This is a genomic window from Xenorhabdus bovienii SS-2004 (assembly GCF_000027225.1).
GTDB classification, from domain to species: Bacteria; Pseudomonadota; Gammaproteobacteria; order Enterobacterales; family Enterobacteriaceae; genus Xenorhabdus; species Xenorhabdus bovienii_C.
The window spans coordinates 1,465,080-1,482,966 of the sequence record NC_013892.1 but is presented as its reverse complement, the minus strand read 5'-3'; the positions used below and the strand labels follow the sequence as shown (position 1 = coordinate 1,482,966).

12 protein-coding genes and 2 pseudogenes are annotated in these 17,887 nt (G+C 47.0%); 8 read left to right on the top strand and 6 right to left on the bottom strand.

The annotated features are described in order from the left end of the window. Nucleotides 1-26: 26 nt before the first annotated feature. The 7 genes and pseudogenes from XBJ1_RS06515 to XBJ1_RS06480 all read left to right on the top strand — a co-directional run bounded on the left by XBJ1_RS06515 (nucleotide 27) and on the right by XBJ1_RS06480 (nucleotide 8,247). Nucleotides 27-821, top strand: coding sequence for a class I SAM-dependent methyltransferase (locus XBJ1_RS06515; protein WP_012988028.1), 795 nt, complete (start codon nucleotides 27-29; stop codon nucleotides 819-821). Then, nucleotides 815-1,960, top strand: coding sequence for a peptidogalycan biosysnthesis protein (locus tag XBJ1_RS06510; protein ID WP_012988027.1), 1,146 nt, complete (start codon nucleotides 815-817; stop codon nucleotides 1,958-1,960). Before XBJ1_RS06515 ends, XBJ1_RS06510 begins: the two co-directional genes overlap by 7 nt. A gap of 11 nt (nucleotides 1,961-1,971) precedes the next feature. Continuing rightward, nucleotides 1,972-2,316, top strand: coding sequence for a hypothetical protein (locus XBJ1_RS06505; RefSeq protein ID WP_012988026.1), 345 nt, complete (start codon nucleotides 1,972-1,974; stop codon nucleotides 2,314-2,316). A 1-nt stretch (nucleotide 2,317) separates the two neighbouring features. Then, entirely contained in the window at nucleotides 2,318-2,866 is a 549-nt protein-coding gene (locus XBJ1_RS06500) for a pyridoxamine 5'-phosphate oxidase family protein (protein ID WP_012988025.1), read from the top strand. 152 nt (nucleotides 2,867-3,018) lie between these two features. Beyond that, a pseudogene (locus tag XBJ1_RS06490) lies at nucleotides 3,019-4,174 on the top strand (IS3 family transposase). Between the two features lie 245 nt (nucleotides 4,175-4,419). Further along, nucleotides 4,420-4,893, top strand: a complete 474-nt coding sequence (locus tag XBJ1_RS06485; RefSeq protein ID WP_012988021.1) for a hypothetical protein — start codon at nucleotides 4,420-4,422, stop codon at nucleotides 4,891-4,893. Between the two features lie 96 nt (nucleotides 4,894-4,989). Then, entirely contained in the window at nucleotides 4,990-8,247 is a 3,258-nt protein-coding gene (locus XBJ1_RS06480; RefSeq protein ID WP_012988020.1) for an Ig-like domain-containing protein, read from the top strand. 187 nt (nucleotides 8,248-8,434) lie between these two features. On the opposite strand, the gene XBJ1_RS06475 is transcribed toward XBJ1_RS06480, so the two are convergent. Then, on the bottom strand, nucleotides 8,435-8,941 hold the full coding sequence (locus XBJ1_RS06475) for a hypothetical protein (RefSeq protein WP_232503308.1): 507 nt from the start codon (nucleotides 8,939-8,941) through the stop codon (nucleotides 8,435-8,437). Between the two features lie 104 nt (nucleotides 8,942-9,045). Between XBJ1_RS06475 and XBJ1_RS19600 the strand changes: the two are divergent. Continuing rightward, a pseudogene (locus XBJ1_RS19600) lies at nucleotides 9,046-10,131 on the top strand (ISAs1 family transposase). Between the two features lie 210 nt (nucleotides 10,132-10,341). Here the strand turns inward: XBJ1_RS19600 and XBJ1_RS06460 are convergent. The 5 genes from XBJ1_RS06460 to tssF are packed head-to-tail and all read right to left on the bottom strand — an operon-like array spanning nucleotide 10,342 to nucleotide 17,708. Beyond that, nucleotides 10,342-11,148 carry a hypothetical protein gene (locus XBJ1_RS06460; protein ID WP_012988018.1) on the bottom strand — a complete coding sequence of 269 codons (807 nt, stop codon included), beginning with the start codon at nucleotides 11,146-11,148 and terminating at the stop codon, nucleotides 10,342-10,344. Nucleotides 11,149-11,157: 9 nt separating this feature from the next. After that, nucleotides 11,158-13,032 carry a lipase family protein gene (locus XBJ1_RS06455; RefSeq protein ID WP_012988017.1) on the bottom strand — a complete coding sequence of 625 codons (1,875 nt, stop codon included), beginning with the start codon at nucleotides 13,030-13,032 and terminating at the stop codon, nucleotides 11,158-11,160. 15 nt (nucleotides 13,033-13,047) lie between these two features. Continuing rightward, a complete protein-coding gene (locus XBJ1_RS06450) occupies nucleotides 13,048-13,824 on the bottom strand; it encodes a DUF4123 domain-containing protein (RefSeq protein WP_038198560.1) in 777 nt (258 codons plus the stop codon). A 23-nt stretch (nucleotides 13,825-13,847) separates the two neighbouring features. After that, nucleotides 13,848-15,914 carry a type VI secretion system tip protein TssI/VgrG gene (gene tssI / locus XBJ1_RS06445; RefSeq protein WP_012988015.1) on the bottom strand — a complete coding sequence of 689 codons (2,067 nt, stop codon included), beginning with the start codon at nucleotides 15,912-15,914 and terminating at the stop codon, nucleotides 13,848-13,850. A 36-nt stretch (nucleotides 15,915-15,950) separates the two neighbouring features. Continuing rightward, complete coding sequence (gene tssF / locus XBJ1_RS06440; protein ID WP_012988014.1) at nucleotides 15,951-17,708, bottom strand: type VI secretion system baseplate subunit TssF; 1,758 nt, start codon at nucleotides 17,706-17,708, stop codon at nucleotides 15,951-15,953. Nucleotides 17,709-17,887 lie beyond the last annotated feature (179 nt).

Below are 17,887 nucleotides of genomic sequence, written 5' to 3'. Positions count from 1 at the left end.
TTATCACAAATAATTGGAGAGTTATTATGCGTTCAGCTCCATCTTCGGACTCTTTATCTGCCAGGGAAAAACAAGCCAATTTACCTAAATTTAATCCGGCCACGTTTGATAAGTACGCAGAACTCTATGAAAGAATGACTTCTTGGCCTTATCGTCAGGAATTAGAGCTTCCAACGTTAGCAAAATTACTTGGAGATCTCTCCAGTTTAAATGTTCTGGATTTCGGGTGTGGGCCTGGCGTAATTTCACGTTGGCTGAATGAGCGGGGCGCAAAACGCATTGTCGGCTATGATATTTCCGAAGGCATGCTTAATTATGCCCGCCGGCGTGAGGAAAAAGACCAGCGCGGAATTCACTATATTTCAAAGATTAATGAAGATTATAACGTATATTTCGATATAGTCCTTGCTGTTTATGTGATGCCTTATGCGGCTAACTACGCGGACTTAATGGCGATGAGCCAAACCATGGTCAGGGTATTAAAACCAGGGGGGCGCCTGCTCACACTCCCTATCCACCCTGATTTCAATTCAGATCCCGAATATTATCGCCCCTTTGGCTTTCGTCTGATTGAAGAGCAGCCGCGCACGGACGGTAGCGCCCTTCGGCTTCATATCTGCCAGCCACCTTACGATATCAATATACAGGCCTACTATTGGTCGCGTCCGACACTGGAAAATACGCTACAACAGGTCGGTTTTCAGACGGTAAACTGGAAATCGTTGAATGTGCCGGTCAATACCCTGATCCCGAATCTTTCATCCTACGTTCAATGCCCGCATGCCGCCATTCTTGAATGTATCAGGGGGGATGCATGTTAATCAATGTTGGCCAGTCCGCCTTCTCCCCTTTAGTTTCCGACATTGAGTATATCGACCGGCATGAGTGGGATGCGTTGGTTTCCGATAATGACTTTTTTCACAGTCACGGCTGGTTAGGTGGACTGGATTACGCCTTGGGCAAGGGAGACGTCTTTACACTGTACGGCAATGCGGGATTGTTAGGCGGTTGCGCACTCTGGGGTGGCGAAGATCAGTCCGGGCTGTTCTATCTGCCAGACTACTTCCCCGGATTGGACGGTCCTTGGCAATACCCCTTCTTGTGGGGCGGAGCCCGCCGTTCCACGCACAATGAAATCCCCTGCGTGCAGGGGAGCTGCCGGGGTGAAACATTGTCGACCATGGCTGAAATGCTTGCCCAGTTGGCCGGGACCCGGGGATATTACGCAACGATTATGCCTTTTATGCCGCTGCATCAGGCCCTCGAGGTTGCCCGTTACTATCCCCATGCTCGGGTATTGATGCATTCAGGGGAAGCGACCCTATCGGTACCGGCCGGGGGGCTTGATTCGCAATTACAACAATTATGCTCCCACCACAGGGTAAGAGCCAACGCGGAACTGGCTGCCTTTGCCCGCTTAGGAAACCGGGTGGAATGGTGCCGACTGGACGATTATCTACTGGAGGCGGCGGCAGAACTTATTGCTAATAACCGGGGAAAATACGGTAGCCATCAAGGTATTGACTGGATGCAGCGCATATTTGATGGACAAAAAAAATCCTCAGTCATCAACACCGCGGTGGCTGCTGTAGCCAAACGCGATGAGCAGATCCTGGGGGTAACCATCTTCTACCGTTTTGGTGAAACCCTTCATGCCCGTTATTACGGTTCGAATTATCAGATAGACGATAACGACTTCCGTTATTTCGTGCTGAACTATTACTCCTCATTAGATTACGCGGCGAAAAACGGGATCCGTGAATGCCGGCTGTCCATCTCCGCCCTTAGAGCCAAAACGCGGCGTGGTGCAAAAATAGAGCCGCTCGCCGCGCTGTTGCTGTTCGAAAATGCCGTCCCTCTATCAATAAGTGAATGTGAAGACTATAACCGCCTTTTTTACCAACATTACCAACAACAATTCGGCACACACCTGACCCACGACTGGGCGTTGCTTGATTGAAGGAGAACCTGATGCTGCATCTGATGTATTTACTGAAACCGACACAAAAAGCCCATTTGGATATGACCGCATTTTGGCATTGGGTGGAAAAACGTGACGAATGGTTCTACCGTACACTAGAAATGACTGGAGAACGCCGTTGGTATGTCCGCACTATTGGTGATAACGTCCATTGTCTGGAACATTACGTTACATTTGCCGACGAAGCCGCGTGGGGACAGTACCGCAGGGCGGTGTCAAAACTCTGCAAAGATCCCGAATGGGAAAAAATCCGCACCGAGCAATCTCTGTGGTGGGAAATCCTTGATTCAAGTTTGTTGAACGACGCACCTTTTATCGTCAATCCCAGGAGATAACATGAATCTAATACAACGCAGCCTTTATTTGCTCAACAACGCGCGCTTTTTCACCCTTGCCAGTCGGCACGCTGACAATATGCCCTGGGCTGCTACGGTCAATTATGTGCCATTATTTGAACCGTTGCGGCTGGTGTGGTATTCGATGAGGATCGCCAGACATTCCGAAAATATTTTCTACCATGCAGAGGTCAGCGGTTCGCTGTTTTGTCATGATATGCAGGCAACTGCACCGCCAGGGCTGGACGGTGCACAGTTTACCGGCTGTGCACGGGAAATACCCCAGTGCGAATGCGAATGTATCCATCAGGATTATTACCGACTCAATTTTCCCGAAGCACGGGAACGTGCCCGCTGGCAGTTGCCGCTGCACGAGTTTTATGGTGATGGTGCGCGACGCTTTTATGAACTCCGTATCAATGACTGGTGGCTGCTGGATATTGATGGCTGGCTGAAAACCAAAGAAGACAGGCGGGTTCCCGTCCCTCTTGCCCAATTGATTGTACCAAAACAGGATAATGAGTCTATCTTACCCAGCGTTACCCAATGAACCAGGCGGTTATCTGATAGGGAAAAGTTGGGTGATGTGACTTTTTCCGTATCTGAAATGTTTAGTTAACGTCAGTTCTGCTTAAGTGTTGTGCTTTGATAAATTCGGACACTTTGGTAAAGGAATAGAATGACTTTAACTAAGGTGTCTTTATGAAACGAAAATCACCCCAAAAATTTACCGATAACTTTAAAAGAGAAACGGTCAATATGATTGTTGAACAGGGCCATACGGTCCCATAGGCGGCTGAAATCTTAGGTATTCCAACAAAACTCCTGTAGACGTGGCGGAAACACTATGTTGAGAAATCTAAACCCGGTTCTTTAATCTCAGATGAGCGACAGGAGTTGTTGCTGCTTCGTAAAGAAAACAAACAATTGAAAATGGAAAAGGCGATCTTAAAAAAGGCGAGTGCCTTCTTTGCGAAAGAACTGCTGTAAGGTGTGGGTTCATTAAAGAACAGACAGAGCCATTTCCCATTCGCCAATTATGTCGAGTGATGAAGGTCAGTCGTTCAACGTTTTATGCCTGGCAGGCAAAACCCGTTCGGTTACTTTCTGATGAACAACGAGAATGACACCGAAAGGCAACGGCGCTATTTAAAGAAAACCGGGAAAGCTTATGTTACCGGATGCTGGCGGAAAAATTACGCAAAGAAGGCCTTACTCTCAGTGATTATCGCACCCGAAAGTTAATGAAACAGTTCGGATTATACGTCAGGCAGCGTAAAAACTATCGGGCTCCGCGCAAAGGTAAAGCAATATCAACAGCCTGTAATCTACTCAACCGGAACTTTAATCCGCTGGCGCCGAATGAAGTTTGGACGGGAGAGATATAATCTATTTAAAGACCCCTGAGGGTTAGTTACATCTGGCGATAGTGATGGATTTGTCTTCTCACCGGATAGTGGGATGGGATATGTCAACGGAGACAGATACGACACTGATCAGTCAGGTGTTGATGAAAGCGTATCACTGACGCTAGCCGTCAAAAGGTTGTGTTTTTCATCGTGATAGAGGGAGCCAATACACCAGCCAACAATACCGGGACCTACTCAGCAGTTATGACATGAGAACGGATCAGGGGGATGTCGGGGTCTGTTGGGATAACGCCGTTATTGAACGTTTTTTTGGCAGTTTAAAACACGATTGGCTATTCAAAACACATAATGAAAACCCGTCGGAGATGAAAAAAGATGTCCTGGATTATCTGCATTATTACAATTTAACACGCTTACACACGGCCAATAATTATTTAACGCCCGTGGAATATGAAATGACCTTCAAAAAAGTATCCGGTTTTTCTTGAGCAGAACACTCTCTGGCCAATACGTTTTCCGAAACACCAAATGGTGTTACGGTCTGGAATATTAATGGTATCGGTCAAGCGACAAAAACGTTGCCAGCTTGTCTTTTTTTAAAGCAGAGCGAGGCGGGATCATAGCGGCGTTACCTTGCAGAAATGTATTTTGTCTGTAATTTACTCAATTTGGTCGCTGTGAAAAATTTTTGGAGGTTCCCTTTATAATATCAAAAATTGAGATGAGTGCCTAAATGAGAGACCATCAATCAAATCGAGGAAAAAAGAAACTCTACCGTCGGGTAAATACAACAACACATCATGTTTATCATCATGGTGGTGAATACCGATGGGAACGTACCAAACAAAAATTGATCAGGGAAGATATGCCGCACTTCCTTCCCATGAAAAGTAAACACAGACGGGGCTTGGATTATACACCGTTGTTTATGTTTCTATTGAGTAAAGTTGGTGAACAATGGGATGTGATCTATAGTGAAGCCATTCAGAGATTAGATCGGGTAGATCCTGTATTTTGGATAGTCGCTCTACATGAAAATGATCAACGGGATTATATTCGCTGCGGTGAATCAAGTTATTATAACGGGCTGTTTGTCGATAAATCCGGTTTTTTAAGAAAGGTCAATCCCCACTTATCCGCAAAGGATATTCCTGTTCTGTGTCAATGTTGTACTCATACCTTTAATGGGGTTCAGATAAGCCGCTAATGCTTGTAATTTCTCCGATAAAAAAAAGAATTAAACGCAGTATTTGAGTCCTGTTTTCGGCATGTTACCGCTTTCACTATCAATGAAAAGAGTAACATGCCAGTGCACCCCAAAAGTCATTTTTTTCTGCTCAGTAAAGCAAAGTCCTTTGTTACCAGCCTATTGTGCCTGTCACTTAGTCTTAATGGTTATGCAGATTCAGAACCTAACAATCGGAACGATACTACAATCCAGCTTGCGGAGATCACCTCCCAATGGGGGCAACTGACCCGCTCACACTCGTCCGGTGAAGCCGCAAAAACACTGGCAGCTCAGCAGTTCTCGTCCGCAGTGACATCAACACTGACTCCGTGGCTTAACCAATACGGCAATGCCCGCTTTACCTTACCTTTCGACAGCCGTTTTTCGTTAAAAGGCATTTCATTTGATTGGTTGTTACCCTGGTATAACGTTACTTCTAGCACGGCCTTCAGCCAGTTCGGGGTAAAAACCGATCACAGACAGACGACAACCTCGGTGGGTTTCGGTTATCGCTATCTAACCGATAACTGGTTATGGGGTGCTAATGCGTTCTGGGATGCACTATGGCCGGAGCAGTATCACCGTTACGGTATCGGGACAGAAGCCTGGCATGATAACGTCAAACTCTCTGCCAACCTTTACCAGCGCTTATCCGGCTGGAAAACATCCCGGCAAGTCAGCGATTATGATGCACGCCCCGCCAATGGCTGGGATATCCGGGTAGAAGGCGGATTACCTGCGTTGCCGCACTGGGGCGGGCAGGTGATGTTTGAACAATACTACGGACAGCAAGTGGGTTTATTCGGTGACAACAAACGTCAGCACAATCCTTACAGCCTGACGGCCGGGCTGACATACACGCCAGTGCCGTTAGTTACATTGGGCGCGGATGTCCGGCAGGGAAAACAGGATCACCGGGATAACCGTTTTACGCTGGCACTCAATTATCAGCTGGGCGTCCCGCTGGCACAACAGCTCGATCCCAACGCAGTCGCGCCGTTACGCAGCCTGACATTCAGACGGACAGATTTTGTCAACCGGAATCATAATATGGTGCTGGACTACCGCAAGCAGACACTGATAACACTGGATTTTCCCGCTCAGCTTAAAGGCGATGCAGGCAAAATCATCACTTTTACGCCACGAATTACCTCCAAATATCTGCTGGCGCGTTTAGAACTCCGGGCTGATGAATTACAGCAAGCCGGCGGCAGAATTGTTCATCAGACGCCTGATAAAATCATGCTGCTTTTGCCGAAAGCCATCGATAAAGTGATCCGGCTTTCCGGCATTGCCATTGATAAACATGGCAATCGTTCCCGGCCATCGGAAACCACCCTTTTTATCCAGCCGACGGAAATCCATGTGCAGGTTACCGCAAACCGGGCGCAGGCAAGGGCGGACGGTCAGGACAGTGTGATGTATACCGTGATGGTGAAAGATCGTGACGGTAAGCCTGTTCCCGATCAAACGGTGAGCTGGTCAAGTGACAAAGGCAAACTTTCACAAACCACACAGAAAACTGATGCACAGGGGCTGGCGGCAGTGTTGCTGAGCAGTCATCATCACGGGGAGCATAGCGTACAGGTCTCGGTTGGTGATAATGTCACTGTGGCTTTGCCGGTGCACTTCAGCGCGGTATTGAAGCCTGTTATCACCACAGACAAAACGCAGGCCAGAGCGGATGGTAAAGATGCCGTGACGTTTACCGTTACCGTAAAGGATGCTGCTGGTATCCCCGTTCCTCACCAGTCCGTTAAGTGGCAAACCAGCCGGGGCAAATTCCTGACCTTGCCGTCAACAACCAATAAGCACGGGCAGGCCACTGCCGCATTAGTCAGTTTGCCCTCCGGTATCGCAGAGGTGTCGGTGATGGCGGGTGAAGAGACGTTCACGGCTTCACCGGTTGAATTTTTACCCGCACTCACCCACACGTTGACCTGTGACAAAAGTACGGCCATTGCCGATGGACAGGACAGTGCGCTTTGCACAATTGACGTGCGTGATGCGGCTGACCAGCCGATGGTGGGGAGGGAAATCGTGTGGTCAACAGATCATGGCCAGATTGGCGATGAACAGGTTATCACCGACAGCAGGGGAAAAGCCCGGGCACGGGTTATCAGCCGGAAAGCCGGTGTCGCCCGTGTCCGCGCTGACATGTCAGGTACCATCATCACGGCGGGCGGGGTCACGTTTGAGCGTCAGTTGAAATCCGTTATCATCGCGGATAAAACCCACGCCAACGGAAACGGGCAGGAGGCTATCGTATTGACTGCGATTGTTGAAGATATACTGGGGTTACCGGTTGAAAATCAGGCCGTCATCTGGCACACGGATAATGGCATCCTGTCATCAGCAGAGACCCGAACCGACTCACAGGGATTGACACAAATTCAGCTGACCAGCACCGTTGCCGGTGCGCACCGGGTATGGATCCAGGTTGATGATAAGACGGTGACCGCCCCGACGCTCTGGTTTGATGATGTGCTGACATCCACCCTGCGTGCAGATAAAACCCGCATGATTGCCAATGGTCAGGATAGCGTCATATTGACCGTGACGGTGAAAAACCTGACCGGACAACCCGCCGTCGGTATCCCTGTCTGGTGGCGCTCGGACAACGGTCACTTTACAGACGCTCAGATTGAAACCGATGAAAACGGTGAAGCCCGTGCGACACTGCGCAGCCAGAAGGCAGGTACAGCTTCAGTAACAACCATTATTGATGACCAGGAAGTTATCTCGCCAACGGTGGAATTTATCCCGCTATTACGTATTGCCGATACCGTTGCCGTTGACAGTCAGGGCGGTAATGCCAACCAGAAAGCCTTTGGCACCCGGGGGCCTTCAGTTTTCTGGCGGGGCGCGAAATTTCGCATTATCATCGCCGATAATACAGGCCGGGTGAACTGGCAGAGTGATTCTCCGGCGGTCACAGTATCCGGTGATACGGTGGTCGTACAGCAACGCCCTGACGGCGTGAGACTGACAGGTACCGATGAAGCAGAGCAGCAGGTGGTACTGACCTTAACAAGCGATACCTGGTTCGAGCGTTCAGGCATAACGAAAGATTTTTATTTTAATGCAACGCAAATTTGCCAATCACTCGGCAGCCAGATTGCGCCCAAATATGCACTTGAACGGCTTTATGAAGAATGGGGAAATTTTTATCACTATGAGGGCTGGGTGAGGGAGTTTTATGTGGTCTCCACGGATTATCTTTCTGCCAGTTCCGGTTCAATGGATGCGCAGACAAAATGGGCATTCTGGGCAGAATCGGATAGCTGGATGCGTAATGCCTGGCATCGGCTGGCGTTTGCGTGTGGAAGCTAAGGCGGTTCTGTGTTTACGTGATTTTGCCAAATTGATCCATGATGTTGCTCCTTTCTTTTGTCAAAGAATAGACTCCGTTTGAGGTAATGGCAGAGTCTATTTGGCAGGTGGAATATGCAATGTCATTGGTTTGGTCTTTCTATAGCAACAGGCCAAACCAGAAGATAAATATTCTTCTGACGCTTTATCACATGAGTTTCTCATCCTGAATATGGATCATATTCATAAAAACTTCGCATAAACTCACATTTTTAGGCACAATGGTGCTGATATCATATTTTTTTGGGCTAAAAAGAAAGGGAAAAAGATCCCGGCCATTCTCAAGTTTTCTAGTTTTATCGAGCGATTCAAAGTAGTTGTAGATCTCCGATACCACTGTTTTATGTATTTCACTTTTAACTAAATCATCTCTCTGATATGGGCTTTCATAGTGTCCGTAGTACAGTTTACGAAGATAAAGAATATTTTCCTCTTCGTTTTCATCCATGGGAGACCTGATTAAAGCCATAATTTCATCTGTGCGATCTTGCTTGACTCCGGTAAAAAAATCATTAATGCACTGTTGTAACTGAGGTGTGCATTTTCCCTGTGGTTTCGGTCGTTTTACTTCTTCAAACGTGAACTGTTCCGCCGACATGTTCAGCATATCCGTCATGATATTTTTAAATTCTTCCGGACACTGGGTTTGTTTCACTTCCGCATAAACACCAGGGCGCGGGCATACTTTTTTAACATCTCTTGTATGAAGGCAAACGACATGATCTAATGAGACTTATTTTCCTTCTTACTTGCTTACCTATGACTCTGATTGAACATTTATCCGTTGTGAAAGAAACCCGCTCTGACATTAATCGTCAATACGATCTGGTTGATATTATTTTCCTCGTTGTCAGTGCCATTATGGCGGGAGCCGAAGGTTGGTAAGACATTGAAACTTACGGGCAAGCCAAAATTAAGTGGTTACAGGAATACCGGGCTTTTTCCCATGGAATACCCCGTCGACATACCATTGCGAGAATACTGCGGGCTATCGAGCTGGAAGCTTTACTGAACTGGGTTAATGAACAGCGTGAGTTAGGCGATAAACCCGTCATCGCCTTTGATGGAAAAGCCCTGAGACGGGCCTACCGGAATGAAAAGAAAAATGCTGTCCAATTGGTCACAGCGTATGACACCGAACGGGGATTAGTGTTGAGCCAGAAAGCCACAACCACGAAAAACGGTGAAATTCGAGTTGTTCGCCAAATGTTGGATATTCTTAATCTAAAAGGCAGTATTGTGACGCTTGATGCCCTACATTGTCAGCGTGAAACAGTGGAAAAAATCAGTGAAAAGAAAGCGCATATGGTTGTTCAGGTAAAGAAAAATCAGCCTAAGTTATGGGCTGCTGTCCAATTACAATTTCAGGCGGTGTTTGATGTAGGTAAAGAACAAATTGTCACTGAAGTTAAGCAAGAAGCGCATGGACGTAGGGAAGAGCGCTATGTTTTCCAGCTCAAACCTCAATTTTCCCCTGAAATGGCAGAAAAATGGCCAACAATTCGCAGTATCATCGCGGTCGAACGACATCGGTCAGAAAACGGCAAAGACACGGTAGATACGTCTTACTATATCAGCTCACTTTCTCCCCGACACAAGTCCTTAGGGCACTACATCCGACAGCATTGGCGGATTGAAAATAGTCAACATTATATCCTTGATGTGGTTTTTAAAGAGGATGATTCACGTATTGTTCTGGACGGAGCCATTGAAATTTTGGCGTTATTCCGGCGTATCGTATTGAATATGGTAAAACAATGTAACTGTGGTGCTCCCAGCCAAAGAAATAAACTTAAAAAAGCAGGCTGGAGTGATGATTACCGTGCACAAGTGTTCTTTGGATAGATATCAATCAAAATATGCTCGCGCCCTGATATCCATCCTGCTTTGCGCTACTGAAATAATACTGAAAGAAGGTGGTGACTTCTTTCATCACTTCGAATATTAAAAGTGTTTTGTAAATTTTTTTAGTGATATCTCAAAGAAATAACCACGATATTATTATCGCAGTTATTTACTTTCAATTCATTACTTAAATGATATTTATTATCATCCTCATTGAGATGTATTATTTATTTTCCAATAATCAATAGAATCTCTGTTTAAATCCACTTTTCCATCTGGGTATTCAACCCTTGCACTTCCTCTAGGATATACACCAGGCGGATTTTCTGAGATAATAATTTTTGGCATTTTGCTCTCATCTAAAATAGGCGTGTAATTGATTTTCCAATCATTTCCTTCTATAAGCCTTAATCCAAAATATGACAACCCTCCACTTTTTCCATATAATCCTATTTTATCACCATCATCATAATCTCTTCTTAAAAAAGGATAAATAGTTGGTCTATAGTCAATAATATTTAAAAATTCTTTCATCTCTTTAGGTTTTTCTGCGCCATTAATAAAAGCTTTTATACCAGTACCATCATAAGGAACGGCTCCTTTTATTAACTGATTAACTTCATTGTAGACAAGGGATACTGTGACGGTATTGATTTTCCATTGACACCACCCCCCTCCGTGGAAAGGTACTTTTTCCTTAAAAGAACCCGTTTCAGGGTCTGTTGAGATATTAAACTTGTTCCAGTGATATCTTGGGAGGTGATAGAGTTTTCCACTTGCAGTATTATGAGTAGCAAGACATCTATTTGAAGCATAAGTAGTAACTAAATTAGGTTTAGTGTTTGGGGGAGCAATGCCTTCAACAGTGATCCATTGATTATTTTCAGGCGGTGAGAATGGTTCAGACTTATCGTTATAAGTTTGCCAATAACTTGAAATAGCATTGGATATAAATTCACATCCTGTTAAGAACAAGGTAATCGGTAATATTGTTAGTAATTTTAATGTAGTTTTCATATTAATCCTTTATCGTTTTTCAAAATATCGTTTCAAGGCTCTTGGACCTCTTTCATCTTTTTGGGTTACTTCTAATGTTATTGCCAATTGATTATCAATTTCCCTTAAGAAAAAATATTCTTCCGTTTTTGCCCTTTGGAATATAGCTCGAATAGAATTAGGCTGGCTTTCAAGAAATGAAAGATCTTCCGGCTTCCTTTGCAATTTTTTATCCGGTGAAAGAGAACATAGCTCTCGCAATCTCTTGTCAATATATTCAGCATATAAGGTGCTGCTATGGTCAAAAAGACCTGTTCCACGTTTACCTGTAGGGTTTTCATTACCTTGAAAGAATGAATGTATATCTTGCATTATATATCTATCTACGTTTTTTTGTTTTTTTATAAATTTTTGGGTTGTTTTTATGGTTTCCTCATTTAGCTCTGGGAGTAAATAAAATTTTGATTCCGAATCAGGGAGAGCATAAAAATAAACTAATTTACCGTGGTGTAAAAAGGGATCGTTATCACTATTGTTCGATTTAATAATTTTTGCTTCGAGAGAACCAGCTGCATCAAATACTTCGATTGCGTATCCTAGAAATTTACGACCTGCTTGAAAAGCAACATTATCCATATCCTTGTTAAAAGGCACAGAGGGAACAAAATCATTTTCATTAACATGACGATAATGAATAATTTCAGTGAGTTCTTGCACTGCACTTTGAGTGAACAAACGTGGCATACCGTAGGTATAGAGGCAAGGATTATAAGATTTGAGCTGTGCACTATGTAACAGAGCGAGGGCACCACCCAAGCTGTGGCCGCAGACAAATAGTTTTTTACTTTCTGTTAATTTAATGATTTCTTCAAATACTGTTTTTTTATCATTCCCTTCAGAAACTTTGATTTCTGTAATTAGATGAAAGGCATCCCAAAAACCCTTATGAACTTTCCCTTTTTCGCTAAAGCCACTTGATACACCATTAGCTGTGCTTCCTAATTCTATCGGTTGGAAGGTTCCATCCGTCATCAAATCTTGTGTTTCCGTCATTTCAGTACCACGCCAACCAACAATAATCTCCTGCTTGTTTGCGGCGTAGAAGAGTTGAGTATGCCCTGTATTTCCTTGTACTTTTGAATCAATATAGACAACCTTAGTATAGCGCTCACTGAATGGAACATCATAAACAACAGGCATAAAACGCTCATCATTAACCTGATAAGGTGATCGTGATAAATCGAGCAACTGTTTATTAAAAAAGTGTGTAACTGAACCCCAATGCCCACTGTTGTCATTGGAATAAGTCAATATACTCATCAGTGAAAGGTTATAGGCATTAACCAGAGAATAGTCTTTTTGATGATGCAGTACTAAAGACCATGCCCTAAATGGGCAGACTTCAATTACATAACGATAGCGTTCGAATGCAGTGGGCATGACTTCGATGCCCATCGGTTCACTATCTGGAAAATGGTAGCTTGGAAGAGGATCTTCTTCTTTCCATCCCTCAATGACCGGAATTTTATCAACCAGTTCTCCAATTTTTGCATAACGATACTGACGGCCTGATTTTTGGCTTTCTGCAAAAACGGCTGAAATTTTGGCCATAGACTCAGTAGAGCGTGTGTACTCATGGTATCGCTTAAGTCTCAATGGCCGTTGTTCCATTTCATCAGCCAATTTCTGTCCATCGAGAAATAATCTAAGAGGACTCGAAGTCAAGTGTTCTTCATGGATCATACCATTGCCATCGGTGATTCCTTCACGAGCCATTTTATGGTTTTTCAATGTGTAAGGCATATTGGTGATGGGTTTATTATGTTCATCAACAAGCTGAATTTCTATTTTGTTCTTTAACATTCCCGAACAATCATGACAATAAATCGAATTAGCATTACTCATAAATAGGCGCTCCTATTATTTTTCTTGTTCCATTGCCAGCAGGTAATCCTGACTGGATATTTTTTCAATCCGTTGTCCGGCTTCCAGTTTTTGCCTCAACCACTGCTCAATCCGGGGTTCTAAACTGCCTTCTGGTTGATCCCATTGCTTCGCCATTGCACCATGGTTTTCCCATAAATCGTTATAAAGGGAGCTGGTTAAGACTTTCAGACCATAGGGAGAACGTAACCAGACGGCCAGCAGGTGCTCGCCCAGCGTAAATGGGATGTCGCTGTTACCCTCTCCGCAGCCTTCGGGACGGGAAAATCGTGCCGGTTGCGGTGTGTCAACCATCAATTCTGTGACTGGAGTCAGCATCAGTGACCAATCGCTGGGCGTGAAGGCGGGCATTAGTGTGCCCAATATCCGAGCATCCATCATGCGAAATAGCACCGGTTCGCCATTCATCATCACCCATTGTCGCTGTTGCCAGTGTTTAAGCTGTTCTTGCCACGGTGTATGGCTGCGATAAGCCCAACCCCAACTGTTGTCACTAAGTTCATAGCGATCCAGCGCTGCCCCTATCTGAGTGAGGTGATTCACCTTCGGTTGCACCAACCACGGACTCTGCTTCAACATATTGCGCATCGGGGTTCCGCTATACAGCGGAAATGCCTGCTCAACCCAGTCATGATGGTAAAATGACTCTATTGGATTCGGTTTTGCCAGCGAGTTGAGAATAAAAAATACAGGCGCTTTACTGGGTTCATTCAGCCAGACTTGCCAACTTATTGCAGATCCTGTGCTCTCCATAGTGATAGCTCTTTCCATTGAGTTTACTCTTTAACAGGTTTAATGACTAAACTGGCATCCTGCTGCGCCAGTTCTGCACAAGCCGGTTGCACCGGAAATTCAGTTACCGGGAGTGCTTCCGCCATCGGGAGTTTCCCTACTTGTGGGAGTGGCTCTACCCCTTCCGGCAATTGCAGTGCCAGCCCACGCCCGTTACCGGCCGAACCCTGCCCGACATTAATCGGTGAACAGAGAATGCCAGCCGGGGTGACTTTCAGAAAACTGCCGCCCACTTTCAGCGTGATTTCAGATGCCGCTTCCAGCACGACTTTACCGCCGCTTTTCAGGTGGATTTCCTGCCCGCTGTCAATCACGGTGGCATCACCGGTCTGGGTATGCTGGCTGCCCGCAATCCGGTGGGAAACATCGCCTTCGGTGGTGATTTTGCGGGAACCGGCAACCTGATGATGGTCATCGGCACGGATGTCGTGATAACGGTTGTTATCGATACGTTGTTTCTGGTCGTGTTTGATATGCCAGAGGGCATCGTTTTCGATATGAGCTGTAAAATCTTTCTGGCCGTGGAAATAGATTTCTTCACTGCCTTTCGCATCCTCAAAGCGCAGTTCGTTAAAGCCTTTGCCTTTATGGGTTTTGGTCTTGAAGGTGGTGCGGGTTTTCTGGGCCGGCAAATCCAGCGGCGGGCGGTTCAGCCCGTTGTAGACACAGCCGGTGACAATCGGGCGGTCGATATCGCCGTTGAGGTAAGAAATGATGACTTCCTGCCCGATGCGCGGGATCGCCATAAAACCAAAGCCGTTGCCGTTCCAGCCCTGTGCGACGCGAACCCAGCAGGATGCGCCGTCATCCGCCTTGTCGTAACGGTTCCAGTGGAAATGCACTTTGATGGCACCGTCTTTATTGACGAAGATTTCTTCCCCCTCAGGGCCGACAACCGTGGCGGTTTCATCGCCATCGGCCAGTGGCTTGTAATGGAACGGCGGACGGTAGTCGGCGAGGCCGTCGATAAAACTGAAATGGTTGCTGAGTGTGGTACCTTCACCGCTGTTATCGCCCAGCGCCTGCGGGCAGCGCCCGTGATGGCTGATACCGACAATTTGCCAACGAGCATTGAGCGGTAGATGTGGGTGACTGATAATTTCGAAGATTTTGCCCGGCATCAGTTTGATGCAGTTGCTGTTGCCGCTGCCGGTCTTTTTCTGGTTATCCAGCGCTTCGTGGCGGTATTTGAGAAACGGTTTGGCGGCAGCGTCTTTCTGGAAACGCCCGTAGCTTTCAAACACGGTATACGGGGTTTGGCTGCCGAAATCGCGGAAACCTTCACTGCTGGCCATATGGGAGAGGTGATAACGCGGATTGTCGTAGTTAAAATCCTTGTGGAGACTGCGCTGCGGGCTCATCCCGACGCCTAACCGCACCTGATAAATGGTATCCAGCCCGTGGGCGGTTTCCGGTTGTGGGTTGTAGGCCAGCGGCAGGCCGGCGGTCATGCCCAGATGGCTGTCGCTGAAAAACAGCGTTTCATCCTCAAACCAGAAACTGATCCCCTCTTCCGCAGCTAATCGGCTGAAAAACCCATAATCGGATTCGCGTTTCTGGGTCACGTATTCCCGGTCCTGATGGGGGTCATAGAGCTTCGAATCCGCCCGCACTTTGTGCTTTTTCAGCAGACCATTCAGGATAGCGGGCACATTTTGCTGATGGAATATCCGGCTCTCCTGATTGAGCTTCAGGCGCCAGAGTGCCGGGCGAACGGTCAGGGTATAAAGGGTTTTATTGCCGTCGGTGCCGGCCCAGTCAGCGTGAGAGATGATACCGGTGATTTTACGCTGCACCTGTACGCCGTGAAAGATTTGCAACTCCGCTTCCTGCATCAGTAAAGCGGTCAAATCCACCTCGTCTAACGGCTTGAACGGATTCAGGCTATGGGTTTTGACCAGTGTCAGGTTCAGGGTAAACAACTCAGATAACCCTTCCAGCAGGGAAAACTCCCCCACGCTGAACGTATCTTCGGGAAGCCCCGCGACCTGAAAAGTAAACCGCAATCCACTTTTGGCGGCGGGCAGCCTGTCAATGATATTCTTCATCATGTTTTGCTTGACTCCTTGTTGTGAGGGTTTGATGGCTTACATCTCTCTGCGCGTTCCATAGACTTCCTTAAATGCCCACAAGACGCCGCTGTTGTTTGAGGTATAAACCGCCAGCCTGACGAAGGTGGACTGGCTGATAAAACACGCCATGGCTTCATTGATTAACCGGCAGAAGCGGTACATTTCTCCCGGATTGTGGTAACAGTCAGGGTTGAGTGTGAGCCCCACCCGGTGCCCGCGGACAGGACGTCCCCGTTTCATGCGGTCGGTGAGGTGCTCTTCCACCCGGACAATGCCGTCGATATGCCGGCGGATATGGCGGCTCAGCGGGCGATTGAGTTCGGGGTAAGGGTCAAACAGGCGGAGCAACTGTTTCAGGCTGTCGGTGGCAAATAACAACACCGGCGGGCTGGAGAGGCAGGAAAGCAACGGCCAGCCGGAATTGTCCTGCAACAGGGACGGGTAATCGGCGGAGACGGGGAGAATATTGTGTACGTTGAGATGGGCCGGGGAACCTTCCTGCGTGAGGGTGATTTCACCGGGTTTTAAGGTGATGGCCTGCGTGTGATAGCCCAGAATATCACCCACGACGGACAGGACAGGCAGGTGTTGAGCCGGTTTGCCGGTCAGGTCAAAAAAATGCAGCTGGTGCGTGAGCCTGCCCAGTAAATCACGCTCGTTCTGGAGCAAATAATAAAGCGTCTCCGGCTCCCCGTCTTCCGCCAGACTGGGCGATGACGGCGTAAACTGGCCGATGGGCAGATAACGGTAGGGCGAACCCCGTTGCTGTGTTTCATCAGGTTGCTGAACCACCTGAATATCGCGCAGCCGGAACAACTGCACGGACTCGCCAAGAAGCAGGGGATAACGATGATTGCCTTCATTCAGCGGCAGGGGAAGGCTGGTCAGGGTTTCCAGATGAATGGCCGGAACACAGCCCAGCATAAAAGCATCGTCGACATTATCCAGCGGCAACTCACCTTCAAAACGAAAAACCAGCTCAAAGCTGCCGTCGGCATTTAACGGAACGTCCCGGCAACTGTCACTGATATCCACCGTCATAAAGTGATACAGGTGGGGCAGTGCATAATATTCCAGCAGTAATTGCAGTCCGGCATAAGTGCGATTTCCCATCGGCAGGAGGAGAGCATCGAACAGGTTATGCCAGCCATAAGGGAAACTATTCAGTTTGCGTTGTTCTCCCTGCGTTCTGAGGTGCATATCACAGATATGCTGATCCAGCCACAAAGTTAATTGTGCTGCCCGTTCATTATCCGTACCGAGGAAAAAAGACAGTGATCCGCTTTGCCAGACAGGGGAAGGCGTGCCTGTCTGGCAAAGCGTCAGCACTATCTCACTGTGTGTGCCGGTTTTCTTCACTGTCCTGTCCCGCACGATAAGGGGTTCGATATGCAGGGAACGGCAGGTTTTAAAGGTGAGTAACTGCCCGTTGACATCGGCGGAAACTGGTGTGCCTGCCGGGATGTCAACGGTGCCCTGATGTTCGCCGTCGGTGGGATGAAACTGCATGACTGTTGTGGGCGGAATGGGACTCAGGGCTGACGGCCAGATACGGGACAGAATGCCGTGGGTAATTTCGGGGAGATCATCCTCAATTTTATCCCGTAAGCGGGCAATCAACAGGGCAAACGCTTCGAAAACACGTTCAGTATCGGGATCATGGGATAGGGTCAGAAAATCGGACAAATGCGGCGAGTCTTTCGCCACGCGTTGAGCCAGTTCCCGCAGGTAGGCTCTTTCCCGCAGGTACATAGACTCCTTGTTGTTTTTCATTGGGTTTCTCTTTTTATCCTAATGTACAGATGAATAATTAATCGGCATGCTATGCATAAAGTTTATATAAAATCAGTATCCTGTCAGTAATGGCGGCTTATTGTACGGGATTATTAATTAGCATGTTTAATGAAATTTAATTTTCTGATGATTTGGGAAAAATCTTAGCCACGCTATCC